Origin of the sequence: Shimia sagamensis (assembly GCF_900182745.1) — a bacterium.
GTDB classification, from domain to species: Bacteria; Pseudomonadota; Alphaproteobacteria; order Rhodobacterales; family Rhodobacteraceae; genus Shimia; species Shimia sagamensis.
On sequence record NZ_FXTY01000002.1, the window covers coordinates 635682 to 650079 of the forward strand.

General features: G+C 58.5%; 12 protein-coding genes. 3 read left to right on the top strand and 9 right to left on the bottom strand.

The window, feature by feature from the left end; all coding sequences use genetic code 11:
• Positions 1-3 precede the first annotated feature (3 nt).
• The 3 genes from QOL67_RS07590 to QOL67_RS07600 are packed head-to-tail and all read right to left on the bottom strand — an operon-like array spanning position 4 to position 3508.
• On the bottom strand, positions 4-462 hold the full coding sequence (locus QOL67_RS07590) for a MarR family winged helix-turn-helix transcriptional regulator (protein ID WP_283425352.1): 459 nt from the start codon (positions 460-462) through the stop codon (positions 4-6).
• On the bottom strand, positions 459-1217 hold the full coding sequence (locus tag QOL67_RS07595; RefSeq protein WP_283425353.1) for an SDR family NAD(P)-dependent oxidoreductase: 759 nt from the start codon (positions 1215-1217) through the stop codon (positions 459-461). Before QOL67_RS07595 ends, QOL67_RS07590 begins: the two co-directional genes overlap by 4 nt.
• A complete protein-coding gene (locus QOL67_RS07600; protein ID WP_283425354.1) occupies positions 1214-3508 on the bottom strand; it encodes a bifunctional salicylyl-CoA 5-hydroxylase/oxidoreductase in 2295 nt (764 codons plus the stop codon). The genes QOL67_RS07595 and QOL67_RS07600 overlap by 4 nt, the downstream gene beginning before the upstream one ends.
• A gap of 191 nt (positions 3509-3699) precedes the next feature.
• On the opposite strand from QOL67_RS07600, the gene QOL67_RS07605 reads away from it, so the two are divergent.
• Both QOL67_RS07605 and QOL67_RS07610 read left to right on the top strand, forming a co-directional pair.
• Positions 3700-4782, top strand: coding sequence for an alcohol dehydrogenase family protein (locus QOL67_RS07605; protein ID WP_283425355.1), 1083 nt, complete (start codon positions 3700-3702; stop codon positions 4780-4782).
• A 3-nt stretch (positions 4783-4785) separates the two neighbouring features.
• Entirely contained in the window at positions 4786-5172 is a 387-nt protein-coding gene (locus tag QOL67_RS07610; RefSeq protein WP_283425356.1) for a DUF1801 domain-containing protein, read from the top strand.
• Position 5173: 1 nt separating this feature from the next.
• Here the strand turns inward: QOL67_RS07610 and xdhC are convergent, their stop codons facing one another.
• From xdhC to xdhA, 3 genes are read right to left on the bottom strand one after another with little or no spacing between them, the layout of a single operon-like run.
• Positions 5174-6001, bottom strand: coding sequence for a xanthine dehydrogenase accessory protein XdhC (gene xdhC / locus QOL67_RS07615; protein ID WP_283425357.1), 828 nt, complete (start codon positions 5999-6001; stop codon positions 5174-5176).
• On the bottom strand, positions 5998-8310 hold the full coding sequence (gene xdhB / locus QOL67_RS07620; protein ID WP_283425358.1) for a xanthine dehydrogenase molybdopterin binding subunit: 2313 nt from the start codon (positions 8308-8310) through the stop codon (positions 5998-6000). The genes xdhC and xdhB overlap by 4 nt, the downstream gene beginning before the upstream one ends.
• 11 nt (positions 8311-8321) lie before the next feature.
• Complete coding sequence (gene xdhA / locus QOL67_RS07625; protein WP_283425359.1) at positions 8322-9773, bottom strand: xanthine dehydrogenase small subunit; 1452 nt, start codon at positions 9771-9773, stop codon at positions 8322-8324.
• A gap of 166 nt (positions 9774-9939) precedes the next feature.
• Between xdhA and QOL67_RS07630 the strand changes: the two genes are divergently transcribed.
• On the top strand, positions 9940-10845 hold the full coding sequence (locus QOL67_RS07630) for a LysR family transcriptional regulator (protein WP_283425360.1): 906 nt from the start codon (positions 9940-9942) through the stop codon (positions 10843-10845).
• Between the two features lie 21 nt (positions 10846-10866).
• On the opposite strand, the gene QOL67_RS07635 is transcribed toward QOL67_RS07630, so the two are convergent.
• From QOL67_RS07635 to QOL67_RS07645, 3 genes are all read right to left on the bottom strand, one after another.
• On the bottom strand, positions 10867-11883 hold the full coding sequence (locus tag QOL67_RS07635) for a diguanylate cyclase domain-containing protein (protein ID WP_283425361.1): 1017 nt from the start codon (positions 11881-11883) through the stop codon (positions 10867-10869).
• Positions 11880-12467, bottom strand: coding sequence for a heme NO-binding domain-containing protein (locus QOL67_RS07640; RefSeq protein ID WP_283425362.1), 588 nt, complete (start codon positions 12465-12467; stop codon positions 11880-11882). The genes QOL67_RS07635 and QOL67_RS07640 overlap by 4 nt, the downstream gene beginning before the upstream one ends.
• A gap of 62 nt (positions 12468-12529) precedes the next feature.
• Positions 12530-14281, bottom strand: a complete 1752-nt coding sequence (locus tag QOL67_RS07645) for a DUF4153 domain-containing protein (RefSeq protein WP_283425363.1) — start codon at positions 14279-14281, stop codon at positions 12530-12532.
• Positions 14282-14398: the final 117 nt, after the last annotated feature.

The following is a 14398-nucleotide window of genomic DNA, read 5'->3' on the forward strand; positions in this document are numbered from 1 at the left end:
CGCTCAGATCTCCCTGTCTTCCAATGTCTCGATCAGCCGTTCCAGACGGGTGGCCATGCCCTCCACATCATCCGCACCAAGCCCGCCCAGCATCTCATCCAACCAGCTTTCGTGCGTCGCTGCGTGCAGTGCAAAGGCGGCGATGCCCTTGTCCGTCAACTTCACTAGCGCAGCACGCCGATCCCCTGGCACCGCCACACGTTGCGCCAACCCTTCGTCTGAGAGCTTGTCAACAATACCGGTGACGTTCCCGTTAGAAACGCGCAATAACTCACTGATTTGGCTCATTTTTTGACCTTCAGAAAAACGCGCCAACACGCTCATCACATCAAACCGCGGCAGGGTGCTGTCAAATTCCCGGCGCAGGCGGCGTCGAATTTCATCTTCGATCATGCCGGAGGCTTTCAAAAGCTTCAGCCAAAGCCGCAGCCGCTCTTTGCTCAGGTCGCTTGTCTCGCTCATACCTCCCCTCCCGACAGGGTCATCGCGTGGCCGTTCACCGAGCGCGCCACGTCTTCACACAGCCACAACGCGGCGCCAGCCACTTCGTCCACCTCAATAAACCGCCCCTGCGGATTGCCCCGCGTGAGGCTGGCCCGGGCCTTCGCCTCGTCCATGCCGGTCTTCTCCGCGATATTGGTAATCGAGCGGTCCAGCATCGGCGTGTCGACAAACCCCGGACAGATTGCATTGGCGGTGATGCCGCTGTTGCCCAATTCCATGGCCACGGAACGGGTCAGCCCGACCACCCCATGTTTGGCTGCGCAATAGCCGCTGACATAGGGGTAGCCTTTGAGGCCTGCCGTCGACGCCACAGCAATCAACCGTCCCCACCCAGCGTGTTGCATATCCGGCAACGCCGCCTGCCAGACGTTCACCACGCCAGCGAGGTTCACATTCAGCATGGCGTTCAAATGATCCGGCGTCATTTTGGCAAAAGGCACGCTTTCCGCCGCACCTGCATTGGCGACGACAATTTCAATCGGGCCATCCAACGCCCGCGCTTCACCAAAGGTCGCCCGCACAGCTTCTGCGTCGGTCACATCACAGCATTTCCAGCCAATGAACTTGTGCTTGCCCGCCACTTCCCGAAGCGGTGCCTCGCGTCTGCCCACCACGGTGACCTTTGCACCGGCGTGCGCCATGGCCTCGGCAATCGCGGCCCCAACGCCGGTGCCGCCGCCGGTCACCACCACATGTTTGCCTGCGATACTCATACCCGGATCATCTCCGCTTCACGATCCGCCAACCGCCAAGCCTGATCCCGTCCGGCCTCATAAGGCTTGGGCCAGATCGCATGGCGGTCACCAATCCGCGCCGCCTCGTGATGGGTCCAATACGGGTCGGCCAGATGCGGACGACCGACAGCCACCAGATCAGCCCGTCCTGCAATCAGGATCGAATTGGCGTGATCGGCCTCGTAGATATTGCCCACCGCCATGGTGGGCATGCCCGCCTCGTTGCGAATGCGGTCGCTAAACGGCGTCTGGAACATGCGGCCATAGACTGGCTTGGCCTCAATGCTGGTCTGCCCCGCGCTCACGTCGATGATGTCTGCACCAGCGGCCCGGAAGGCTTTGGCAATTTCCACAGCCTCCTGCGGGGTCACGCCATCGTCCCCCACCCAGTCATTGGCTGAAATCCGCACCGACATAGGCTTGTGCGCGGGCCACACCGTCCGCATGGCCTCAAACACTTCCAGCGGATAGCGCAGGCGATTTTCCAAACTGCCACCGTAGGCATCGTCGCGCTGATTGCTGACCGGTGAGATGAAGCTTGAGATCAGATAGCCATGCGCGGCGTGCAGCTCGATCATGTCAAAGCCCGCCCGCTCCGCCATTTCTGCTGCCGCCACAAACTGCGCTTTGATTGTGTCCAAATCGTCGCGCGACGCAGCGCGAGGCACGGCGTTGTTAGCGCTCCACGGGATCGCTGAAGCTGAGACCAGCTCCCAATTGGCGCCTTTCAACGGCGCATCCATGGTCTCCCAGCCAACTTGCGTGGAACCTTTGCGGCCCGAGTGCCCAATCTGACAACAGACCTTAGCTTCGGTTTCGCCATGCACAAAATCGGTCAACCGTCTCCACGCCGCCTCATGCTCGGGCGCATACAGCCCCGGACAGCCCGGCGTGATCCGCCCCTCAGCGCTCACGCAGGTCATCTCGGTAAAGACCAGCCCCGCGCCGCCCTTGGCCCTTTCGCCATAGTGGATCAGATGCCAATCGGTTGGACAGCCATCCACCGCTTTGTACTGCGCCATCGGAGAGACCACGATGCGGTTGGCAAGGTCCATGTCGCGCATCTTATAAGGCGCAAACATCGGCGCACGCACTGGCGCATCCGCAGGCGCCCCTGCCTGATCCTGAAACCATTTCTCCGCCCACTTCAGCCAATCCGCATCCCGCAACCGCAGGTTTTCATGGCTGATCCGCTGGCTGCGCGTCAGCAGCGAATAGTTGAACTGCACCGGATCGAGATCCAGATAGCGTTCCACCTCCTCAAACCACTCCAGAGAGTTGCGCGCCGCCGATTGCAGGCGCAAAACGTCCAACCGCCGCTCGTCCTGATACCGCTCAAACGCACCTTCCATTGTTGGCTCTGTGTGCAGAAATTCAGCCAATGCAATCGCGCTGTCAAACGCCAGCCTTGAACCGGACCCAATCGAGAAATGCGCCGTGGCGGAGGCGTCCCCTAGCAGCACTACATTCTCATGATGCCACTTCTCACAGAGTACCCGCGGGAAATTCATAAACACCGCAGAGCCACGCAAATGCGCCGCGTTGCTCATCAGATCGTGCCCACCAAGATGGTCAGCAAACACCACGCGGCATGTCTCGACAATTTCCTCTTTGGACATATTTTCGAAACCGAAGTTGTCCCAGGTCTCCTGTCCGCACTCCACGATGAAGGTCGCGGTCTCATCGTCAAACTGATAGACATGCGCCCAGATCCAGCCGTGCTGTGTCTTCTCAAAAATGAAGGTGAAAGCATCGTCAAATTTCTGATGCGTGCCGAGCCAGACAAATTTACACGCGCGCACATCGATTTCGGGCTTGAAGTGCTCCGCGTAAGTCTCTCTGACAACACTGTTTAAGCCATCACAGCCCACCACCAGATCATACGCGGCGCGGATCGCCTCAACGTCGTCAAATTCGGTCTCAAACTTCAGTTCCACACCCAGCTCACGGGCGCGGTCTTGCAGCAAAAGCAGCATCTGCATGCGGCCAATTCCGGCAAATCCATGCCCGCCGGACACCGTGCGCACACCGTCATGCACCACCGCAATATCATCCCAATAAGCAAAGTGATCGCGGATCATCTGTGCCGATTTGGGATCATTGACCTGCAGGTTTTCCAGCGCATCATCGGACAGCACCACACCCCAGCCAAAGGTGTCACTGGCGCGATTGCGCTCGATTACAGTGACCTCATGCGACGGGTCGCGCAGCTTCATCGAAATGGCAAAGTACAGCCCAGCTGGGCCTCCCCCCAAACACGCAACACGCATATCTTCCCTCCCTGACGAAGATCGCGGAGCCGCAAGCGCCCCGTCGTTGTCATTACGCTAGGATGAGTCGCAATTTACTTCAAGCTTGAAATTTCTAACCTGCGAATTTCTCACTACCCCTCTCGACGACGCCCATTGCACAACTCTTCAACCCGTGGTTCGATCGTGATGAGATTTTTATAGGACTCACCATGACCCTTCCCCCCACAATGAACGCCATGATCCTCACGGGGCACGGCGACACGGACAAATACGAATGGCACACAGATTGGCCTATGCCGGAAGCGGCCGCGGGTGAGGTGCTGGTCAGGGTGAAAGCCTGCGGCATGAACAACACCGACGTGAACACCCGCGCGGGGTGGTATTCCAAAGCGGTGACCGGCGCGACAGAGAACGCAACCGACGAAACCCCGGATGGCAACGATCCCAGTTGGGGAGGAAAACCACTTGCCTTCCCCCGCATTCAGGGTGCGGATATTTGCGGCAAAGTGGTGGCGGTGGGCGATGGGGTGGACGCCGCCCGCATTGGTGATCGCATCATCACCGATTGCTGGCTGCGCGACCCAAGTGACCTGACGGACAAAACCAAAACCGGCTATGTAGGTTCTGAATGTGACGGTGGATTTGCGCAATATTGTGCGCTGCCGTCCCGCAATGCGTTGAAGGTCACAAGCGATCTGTCTGACGCCGAACTTGCGACCTTTTCCTGCTCCTATTCCACCGCCGAAGGCATGTTGACTCGCGCCAAGGTGACAGAGGCTGACACCGTACTGGTGCCCGGTGCCTCCGGAGGTGTGGGCGGGGCCTTGGTGCAACTCGCCAAACGCCGAGGCGCTCGGGTGATTGCCATGGCCAGCGAAGCAAAACACAACGACGTTGCCAAACTTGGAGCTGACCGCATCCTGCCCCGCGCTCCGGAAGACTTGCGCGCAACATTGGGTGGGGAGAAAATCACCGTGGTCGGTGATGTGGTGGGTGGTCCCTATTGGCCGACCCTGATCGACATACTGGAGCGCGGCGGTCGGTACACTTGCTCCGGCGCCATTGCCGGACCGATGGTGGATTTGGACCTGCGCACGTTCTATCTGCGCGACCTGACTTTCACCGGCTCCACCGTGATTGATTTGGAGGTCATGCCCAATCTGATCCGCTACATAGAGGCGGGTGAAATTCAACCGGCATTGGCCGCGAGCTTCCCATTACAGGAGCTGGTCGCCGCGCAAACAGCGTTCATTGCCAAACAGCACACCGGCAATATCGTGGTGGTGCCATAAGCCATGAGTGTTGAGAGGTACATCAATGACGCGCCCGACAACGCGCGCAGTGCACTGCGCCACTTACGCGACATCATTCGTGCCGCCGCCGAGGCCACGGATACCGCGCCGCTCACCGAAAACCTCAAATGGGGACAGCCAAGTTTTGCCCCCCAAAAACGCATGGGCACGCCGATCCGGCTAAGCTGGTCACAAAAATCTCCGGAACGTGTGGAGATGTTGGTGCATTGCCAGACGTCACTGGTGGAGGCCTGGCGACACAAGTTTGGCGATCTGTTTGACTACGACGGGACGCGCGCCGTGCACATAGACCTCGCGGCGCATTTGCCTGAAGAGGCGCTGCATATCATGGCAGTGATGGCCTTAACCTATCACAAAACCAAAGGCTGAATTACTGCGTGGCCTCTTGCAATTGCGCAGCCGGCTCCGAGGTCAGGGCAGTCAGAACATCTGCCACCACCATGGCGGCTATCACCTCAGGACGTTTGTCTTTGCTACCACCTGCGCCAATTGGGCAATGCAACGCCGCTGCGCTCAAACCATCACATTCGCAGTGGGCAAAACGTTCAAACTTCACCCGCTTTGTAGCGGACCCAATCATGCCCACCCAACGCGCGTCAGTGCGGGCCAGCGCTTCAGATGTGAGCAGAAAATCCAACGCATGATCGTGAGTCAGCACAATGAAGGCACTGCCCGCCGGCGCGCCGCGCACGTCAGCTTCGGGCAGAGCGGTCAGGCGTTTTTCCACATTGGCCTGTGACAGGCCCAACTCCTCAGAGCGGCTGTCCACCAGCAGACAGCGCACCGGCAAATGTTGGAACAAGTCCGCCAGTGCCCGGCCAACATGACCCGCGCCAAACACATATACATGGGGAAGAGCGGCCTCTTGCGCTTCCACGTCAGCAACCAGTTTTGCACGGGCCACCCTGTCCATTTCGGAAAGCGTGATTTCCACACGACCACCACAGCACTGACCAATCTCCGGCCCCAGCGGCACATCCATGAAGCCTGATGTTTGACCTAATTTCAGCAGCTTACGCGCCTCATCTAATGCCATGTATTCAAGCTGTCCGCCGCCAATGGTGCCAACCATTGCCGACGCAGACGCAACCATCACAGCGCCTTCTTCACGTGGAGAGCTGCCGCGCACGCGGGTGATTTCCACCCGCATGGCCCGCTCTTCGCGCTCCAGAAACCCTATGAGGTCCGCGGCTTTCATCCGCGCAGGCGCTCTATCGCCATCAGCACACATTCCGGTGTGGCTGGCGCGTCCAGACGCGGACATTCGGCGTAATCCGCTACCGAGGCCACAGCCATGCCAAGTGCCTCAAAAACACAGATTGGCAGCATAAACGGCGGCTCGCCCACCGCCTTGGAGCGTTTGATAGTCAATTCTCGGTTTTCCGACCAATCGGCCAGATTGACGTTGAATTCACGCGGCACATCCCCCGCCAGCGGGATTTTGTAGGTGCTGGGCGCATGGGTGCGCAGCTGGCCTTTGTCGTCCCATTTGAGCTCTTCGGTGGTCAGCCAACCCATGCCCTGAACAAACGCCCCTTCAACCTGACCTTTGTCCAAAACAGGGTTTAGCGACTTGCCGACATCATGCAGCACATCCGCCCGATCCACGGCGTATTCACCGGTCAGCGTGTCCACGGAGACTTCGGCCACCGCGGCCCCATAAGCGTAATAATAGAACGGGCGGCCCCGGCCTTTTTCGCGGTCCCAGTGGATTTTCGGCGTCTTGTAGAACCCAGCGGCCCACAGCTGAACGCGCGACATATAGGCTTGTTTGATAAACTCCCCAAAGGTGAAGGTCTGATCGCCCACATGCACCTGGTTTGGGCCAAACTCAACCAACAGCGCTTCCACATCAAAGTGGTCACAGGCCCAACGCACCAAGCGCTCTTTGATCTGCTCACAGGCATTCAGCGCCGCCATCCCGTTAAGATCGGTGCCGGAACTCGCCGCTGTGGCGGAGGTGTTGGGCACTTTTTCAGTGGTGGTCTTGGTGATCTTGATGGTGTCAAAATCCACCTGAAACGCTTCGGCCACAACCTGAGCAATTTTGGTGTTGAGCCCCTGCCCCATCTCGGTGCCGCCATGGTTCAACATGATGGAGCCGTCATTGTAGATGTGCACCAGTGCGCCCGCCTGATTGTACCAGGTGGCGGTGAAGCTGATCCCGAATTTCACTGGCGTGAGCGAGAGACCTTTGCGGATGATGCCGCCTTTGGCGTTGTGCTCCAGCACAGCCTTGCGACGTGCCTGATAGTCGGAGGTTTGCTCCAGTTCTTCCACAAGACGCGGCATGACATTGTCTTCGACGGTCTGGTGGTACGGCGTCACATTGCGATCAGTATCGCCGTAGAAGTTCGCCTTACGCACCTCAAGCGGGTCTTTGCCAAGCTTATAGGCAATCTCTTCCATCATGCGCTCGGCCGCGACCACACCCTGCGGGCCACCAAAGCCCCGGAAAGCGGTGTTGGACACCGTGTTGGTTTTCATCGGGCGGCTTTGTAGTTTTACATGCGGGTAGAAATAGGCGTTGTCCGCATGGAACAGCGCCCGGTCGGTCACCGGACCCGACAAGTCCGACGTCCAGCCACAGCGGGCAGCAAACGTGTTGTCCACCGCCTGGATTTGGCCGTCATCATCAAACGCCACATCGTAGTCGACCACAAAGTCATGCCGCTTGCCGGTGGTTTCCATGTCCTGGTCGCGGTCCGGGCGGATTTTCACCGCGCGCTGCCATTTCTTTGCAGCCATGGCCGCCACGGCGCAGAACTGGTTCATCTGGCTCTCTTTGCCACCAAACCCGCCGCCCATGCGGCGCACATTCACCACCACGGCGTTGGACGGCACACCCAACACATGCGCCACCATATGCTGCGCCTCGCTTGGGTGCTGGGTGGAGGAATGCACAATCACATCGTCGTCTTCGCCGGGCATGGCAAAGGCGATGTGACCTTCCAGATACATGTGATCCTGACCACCAATGCGCATCTGGCCTTGGATACGATGGGCTGCAGCGGCCTGCCCTTCGGCCACATCGCCACGTTTCAACGTCATGGGCGGAGTCACATGCGGATAGCCTTTGGCCACGGCCTCATCCGCCTCGATCACATGCTCAAGCTGAGTGTAGTCGATCTTGGCCAGTTCCACGGCCCGACGGGCAATGTCCCGGCTTTCGGCAACCACCGCAAAAAGCACCTGCCCCCAGAACTCGACTTTCTCGGTGGCAAACAGCGGCTCGTCATGACGGCCTGTGGGGCTCACGTCATTCACGCCGGGCACGTCCTCAGCGGTCAGCACACCCACCACGCCAGGCGCCGCGCGCACGGCGGAGAGGTCCATGGAATTGATCGTCGCGTGAGCCACCTTGGCGGTGCCAAAGTAGGCATGCAGTGTACCAATTGGCTCGGCAATGTCGTCGCAGTAGTCGGCCGCGCCGGAGACATGTTTGATCGCGCTGTCGTGGATCAGATCGGTGTGGGCAGCGCCGCGAATGGAGACGGTTTGTTTCATTCTATTTCTCCTTACGCGCTGGCCAGGCGGGCGGTGTCGCCATTGGTTTCATGCCAGAAACGGCGGAACAGGTTTTGCGCGACTTTCATGCGGTAATCCGAGCTGGCACGCATGTCTGTCAGCGGCTGGAAATCTTCAGGCAACTTGTCTGCAGCGGCTGCCAAAGTGGCTTCGCTCCACGGCTGCCCGACCAGTGCGGCCTCAGCGGCGGCGGCACGTTTCGGCGTGGCGGCCATGCCCCCAAAGGCCAGCACGGCTGCGGTGATCATACCATTTTCGACCTGTACCGTCATGCCCACCGCCAAGGAGGAGATGTCCTCATCCCGCCGTTTGGAAATTTTGTACGCCGCATGATAGCCTGTGGAGACACGCGGAATGGTGATGCTTTCGACAAACTCGCCGGCGGCACGATCCTGTTTGCCGTAAGCGATAAAGAACTCTTCCAGCGGCAATACGCGACGGGTGTCCCCTTTGCGCAGCGTGATGCAGGCCCCAAGTGCAATCAACACCGGTGGCGTGTCGCCAATCGGGGAGCCATTGGCGATGTTGCCCCCTACCGTACCCATATTGCGCACCTGCCATCCGGCAATGCGGTCCCAGTACTCGCTTAAGTGCGGATAGTGCTGTGCAATCACATCCTGTGCTTCGGTGTAGGTCACGCCCGCGCCCATGGTCACAGCATCTTCGGTGACGGCAATCTCTTTGAGGCCGTCCAACTGGCCGATGAATACCGCTGGAGACAGTTGCTTGAGAAACTTGGTCACCCAGAGCCCGACATCGGTCGAACCCGCAACAATTGTGGCAGTGGGTTCAGTTTCAAGAATGCGGGCAAGGTCATCCACGTCCGCTGGCAGGATGGCGCGGCTGTCGCCTTTGGCAACCTCCACACGTTTGCCATCACGCAGGCTGCTAAGCGCGGCCACAACGCTGTCGCGCTCGGTTGTCAGATGTTCGGCCGAAGGCGTGCCAAAATTAGTCACCTCCTGCGCGGCACGGATGATGGGCGCATACCCAGTGCAGCGACACAGGTTGCCCTGCAATGCGGTCTCCACCTGCTTCACCGTTGGATGTTCATGCTGCATCCAGAGCGCGTAAAGCGACATCACAATGCCCGGTGTGCAAAAGCCACATTGGCTGCCGTGGTGCTCGACCATCGCCTGTTGCACCGCAGACAACCGTCCATTTGGCCCACCAAGGTACTCAATGGTGACCACATGGCAGCCGTCCAAAGACGCCAAAAACCGGATACAAGCATTCACAGGCTCATACACCAATCCGCCGTCCGTCAGCCGTCCAACCATGACGGTACAGGCGCCGCAATCACCTTCGGCGCAACCCTCTTTTGAGCCGGTAAGTCGCTGATCTATGCGCAAAAAGTCTAGGAGCGTGCCGTCTGCTCCCACATCTGAAAGCGCGACGTTGCGCCCGTTGAGTAAAAAACGAATTTCGCTGCGGTGCTGCATCCTGACCTCTTGCTGGGACTCGGCACGGAAATGGCCTTAGCCCACTGTACCTTTGCACTAGCCTTCAATGAAACGAGGGTTTTGGCAAATCTATTTCAACGATTTATTGAAAATCAAATTCCCAAACCCGCGCTATTGAGGCACAATCCCTTAAGGAGGCACTCTCATGCCCTATCTGGAAAGCCTGCGAGTCTTTGTGCGTGTGGTGGAGCTTGGCTCGATCACCTCCGGCGGCCGCGATCTGCGCCTGACCCCGGCTGTGGCCTCCAACCGCGTGAAAGAACTGGAAGGCCGGCTTGGTGTGCGCCTGTTCAATCGCACCACCCGCAACCTGTCTCCAACTGAGGTGGGCAAGGTGTTTTATGATCACGCCCGCAAGGTGATTGAAACGCTGGATGAGGCTGAGGCCGTGGTGGCCGGGTTTTCCGACAAGCCGCGCGGCACCATTCGCGTGACAGCCCCCTTGGGCGTTGGGCGCCGGATTGTCGCGCCGCTGATCCCTGCCTTCGCTGACAAATACCCCAATGTCGATGTGCAGCTGCGCCTGTCGGACCGCAAAGTCGACCTGTTTGAGGACGGTTTGGACGTGGCCTTTGTGCTGGGGGAATTAAAAGACAGCAATCTCAAGCTGCGCAAAATTGCCGATTGTGATCGCGTGTTGGTGGCCGCGCCGGAGTATCTGGAGGTGCATGGCACACCGCAGACACCTGACGACCTTTTGGGAGATCACAATTGCCTGCTGCTGCGTTTCCCACGCAGCCCCGAGTACTACTGGACGCTTCAAACCGACACTGGACTGCGCAAAATCGAGGCCAAAGGTCGGTATGATGCGGACGACGGTGATGTGCTGACCCAATGGGCGCTGGAAGGTGCAGGCATTGCCAACAAACCTCGTTTTGACGTCGCCCAGCACCTGAAAAGTGGCGCGCTGGTGGAAATTCTGGCTGACACACCGCCCCTGCCCGCGTCCTTTGGATGTCTGTATCCACACCGCAAATTGCAGGACCCAAAAATCCGCCTGTTTGTGGATTTTGTTGCCACCGAAAGTCGCCAGCGCATCGCGCAACTGTAGCACCGCGCAGGCACAGGCGCGTTAGTGGTTGATCGCCAGAGGACTGTCTTCGCGCAACTTCGGAGTATAAAGCGTGAAAGTGGCCCGGCCGTCATGTTTGGACGCATAAAGCGCCACATCCGCGTCATCCATCAGCTGCTCTGCAGACGCGGCACCGTTGCCGTCGTAGATCGCAATACCCACACTGGCCGACACTTTGCACAGGGTGTCTTTGTAGGCGACCGGACGCTCCACCTCTTTGATGATCCGGGTGCAGATGCGACCCAGGATTTCTTCATCAATGGTGCCGTTGATCACCAGCACAAATTCATCCCCGCCAACACGCGCCACAACATCGTCACCGCGGCTGCTGTCGACCAACACTTTGGCAACATGCTGCAACACAATGTCACCGGCTGCGTGGCCTTTGGTGTCGTTGACCTCTTTGAAGAAATCGAGATCCACATGCAGCAAGCCAAACGGGGTGCGGTCTTCCACCATACGCGGCAGAATGTGATCCAGCGCGCGGCGGTTTTTCAGGCCTGTCAGCGTGTCCGTGTAGGCCTGCTCTTCGGCGGCAATCTTTGCGCCTTGCAGACGCTGATTGAGCTTCCGGTGCGCTTCCATTGCGGCAGATTTTGCCTCCACCAGATAGAGCATCTCGATGGTCAGGTCAGTGGCCGCAAAATCGGACGCGTTCAGGGAGTATTCCTGCACCGCGTCCAGAATGGAAATACCAAAGCTCAGATTCACAATGGCGCCACCTTCGGCGCAGGGCATCAACACGCCTTTGAGCCCGGTTTGCGGCTCCACACGTTTTTTCAAGTGCAGCTTCTTACCCGCCGCCGCCAACAAGGTTTCCATCGAGGTGATGGAGTGCGGACGGTTTAATTCAAACGCTTCCAAAAACCGGATTCCAAGGATGCTGTTCTCGCCGTAAAGCTTGGTCACGGTTGGGCCTGCGTGGGTGATTTTGCCAAATTTATCCAGACACACGTGCATCGGGCACAGCACATCCAACGTCGCCATAGTATCGCAGCGGTTTTGCGTATCGCTCATCCGGCCCGTGCCCCCAATTCAAACTCGCGCCCGCTGGCAAAGGCCTGCTCCACCAAAGTGATATCAATCACTTCGGCATCAGCCTGCGCCCCGCGATGCTCCAAGAAGACAAGCGCACCGTAGTCATCCGCCATAGTGCGCAAAATGCCAATCATAACATAGCCAAAGCCTGCCTGTTCGCCTTTGCAGGTCAGGCTGAACGACTCGGCGGAATGCTGACGCACTTCCATGGACGGCAGGACAAGATCATCCACGGCCAGCTTGGCCCGATCCGGCAATTCATCCAGCGAATGCAGAAAATCGACAAAATCAACGCCCCCAAACCGCAGCAATCTGCGCAGCGCTTCAACATTGGGATGGGTCACGAGGTAGGTGCCAATATCCTCAAGCACAGTCTCTTCCGGCACGCCAATCACGTCTTTGGCTGCGGCAATGAGATTTTCCGTGACACTATCGTCGTAGTGCAACATGGCTTCAAAATCAGTGACTTCGACACCCGCGCGGCGAGTCACCTCAAGCCACCGCGACTGCCCATAGCTGTCGCGGACAAAGCACTGTATCGCCCTGTTGACCAACCCATGCATAGCTTCACCTCATTCGTCGTGGCCTATCAGACCAGACTCACCTTAAGATTTTCCCAACAACCTCAGAAGTCTGGGAATAATTCCAAATCCCCAACCCACAGTGAGCGCCGACTGCTGGGAGCAACCTCGTAGCGCCCCTGTAATATAGAGCGAACTTGCGTCACCGTCACCTCTTTGCCGCCAATGGGCGTCAAGAAATCCCCCACTGAGAGAGTTTCTCCAGAGAAATACAGGCTGTATACGTCATATTCCTGCCCCTGTGCCGGAATAAACATCATGCCTTGCCTGGTGTTGTCGTCCGGCAGAAACCTGCCAAGCAGCAAAACACAGCCTGGATCTGGCTGCGCGGCGCATTGAACGGCCCAGTCCCGCAACCGAAAATGCGGCCACGCCTGCAGCATTTCCACATCCACCGTCTCCCCCTCCGGAACAACCGTCAAATGGGCATAAACCTGTGCCGCCAATGCATCAGAGCCACGGCCCTCTTGACCCTGCTCAAACTGCCAGGGGCTGCTTGCAGTCTCCGCCCGGAGCAACGCTGCCTGAAGAGCATCCTCCGTCTGTGCGACACCGTCTTTCAGCTGTTCAACACCTGCTCGCCCCGGCTTGCCCCAGTCATGGGTCAATTCATACAACGCCATATCCGCCAGGTCCGATGTACCATTTTCAATGCGCGCCACTTGTGATCGGGTCGAAAGCAATTCTGCATTGAGCATTGGTGTCTGCCAGGCGGCAGCGACAAGAAACACAACAACCGCCGCCAGAATATTGGCCTGTCGAATGCGCGCCATCCACGGCCCGCGCAGCACAACTGCCAGCGCATAAGTCACCGCATACAGCGCCACAATGGCAGCCGTGGCTGCGGCCGCCAACCGCGCCGGGGTCCAGCCGTACTGCGCCACCCGCAAAGACAACGCATAAATTGCCAGCCCGGCAATCACCGGCAACAACAGCGCCAAAGCCGCTGTGCATAGGCGCATCCACCGCGAGCGCACCGCATCCGCATCACCGCGATCAATCGAAATACTGACAAGGCTGATCATGGCCAGCCCAACAAACAGTAATGTGGCCGTACGGCTCAAACTGCCAAACAGGTTTCCGGGGTTTTGCGCCAGCGCCGCCACCACAAAGACCAGAACCACCACCAGCACCACGGGCACCAACAGACGCAACAGCCGCAGCACCAGAAACGGCGACAGGTATTCGCGCATTTCATGTACCACTGACAGGCCCAACCCCAAGGCAAAGCCAGTGATCACAAACGGCACACCGTCTATGTCGATGATGTCTTCTATGATCGTGAGTCCAACAATCTCCAAAAGCGCATGGCTCATGAACAAAACCGCCCAGGACAGCCCGGCAAACAACCAGCCCGCCGAGTAGCGCACAAGAATACTCCAGCTCACATCAAACAAATGGCCGTAGTCGCGCAAACTGTGATGATCCCGCAAAAGCGCCGCGGCAAAAGGCGTGCCAATGGAGATAAACACCCCCCACGCCATAATTGGGTGCGCTGCCTCGGCGAAGGCATCAAGCGTCTCAAACCGCCACCCGGCCCAGGTCAATAATAGCGCTGCCACGGCAGACAACCACAGCGCCGGCAACGCGGCGCGTGCCACACGGTACGGACCGCTCAAGCCCAGTAACACGGCAAAGAAGCCAGAGACAAAAGAGGTCACAGCCAGATAGACATGCGGGTGCGTTATGACATCGGGGAGATGGTCCACCAATGCCCAAATCGCCAACCCGGCGATGGCCCCAACAATGGCCATTTCCGCGCGCCCGGTGACTGTGCGCCCGTCCTGAGTGTGCATGATACCCCTCCTGCAACCCTGTTGGGCGTTTATAGCGAGGAGCATTTCAAAAACAATGATTTATAACAATTACAGCATCTGACAATTCTTGCAGGCTGCGGGTGCGAAAATTGCACC

Coding starts and splice junctions, on each gene's coding strand:
- QOL67_RS07590 (WP_283425352.1), bottom strand. CDS start 462: ATGAGCGAGACAAGCGACCTGAGCAAAGAGCGGCTGCGGCTTTGGCTG.
- QOL67_RS07595 (WP_283425353.1), bottom strand. CDS start 1,217: ATGAGTATCGCAGGCAAACATGTGGTGGTGACCGGCGGCGGCACCGGC.
- QOL67_RS07600 (WP_283425354.1), bottom strand. CDS start 3,508: ATGCGTGTTGCGTGTTTGGGGGGAGGCCCAGCTGGGCTGTACTTTGCC.
- QOL67_RS07605 (WP_283425355.1), top strand. CDS start 3,700: ATGACCCTTCCCCCCACAATGAACGCCATGATCCTCACGGGGCACGGC.
- QOL67_RS07610 (WP_283425356.1), top strand. CDS start 4,786: ATGAGTGTTGAGAGGTACATCAATGACGCGCCCGACAACGCGCGCAGT.
- xdhC (WP_283425357.1), bottom strand. CDS start 6,001: ATGAAAGCCGCGGACCTCATAGGGTTTCTGGAGCGCGAAGAGCGGGCC.
- xdhB (WP_283425358.1), bottom strand. CDS start 8,310: ATGAAACAAACCGTCTCCATTCGCGGCGCTGCCCACACCGATCTGATC.
- xdhA (WP_283425359.1), bottom strand. CDS start 9,773: ATGCAGCACCGCAGCGAAATTCGTTTTTTACTCAACGGGCGCAACGTC.
- QOL67_RS07630 (WP_283425360.1), top strand. CDS start 9,940: ATGCCCTATCTGGAAAGCCTGCGAGTCTTTGTGCGTGTGGTGGAGCTT.
- QOL67_RS07635 (WP_283425361.1), bottom strand. CDS start 11,883: ATGAGCGATACGCAAAACCGCTGCGATACTATGGCGACGTTGGATGTG.
- QOL67_RS07640 (WP_283425362.1), bottom strand. CDS start 12,467: ATGCATGGGTTGGTCAACAGGGCGATACAGTGCTTTGTCCGCGACAGC.
- QOL67_RS07645 (WP_283425363.1), bottom strand. CDS start 14,281: ATGCACACTCAGGACGGGCGCACAGTCACCGGGCGCGCGGAAATGGCC.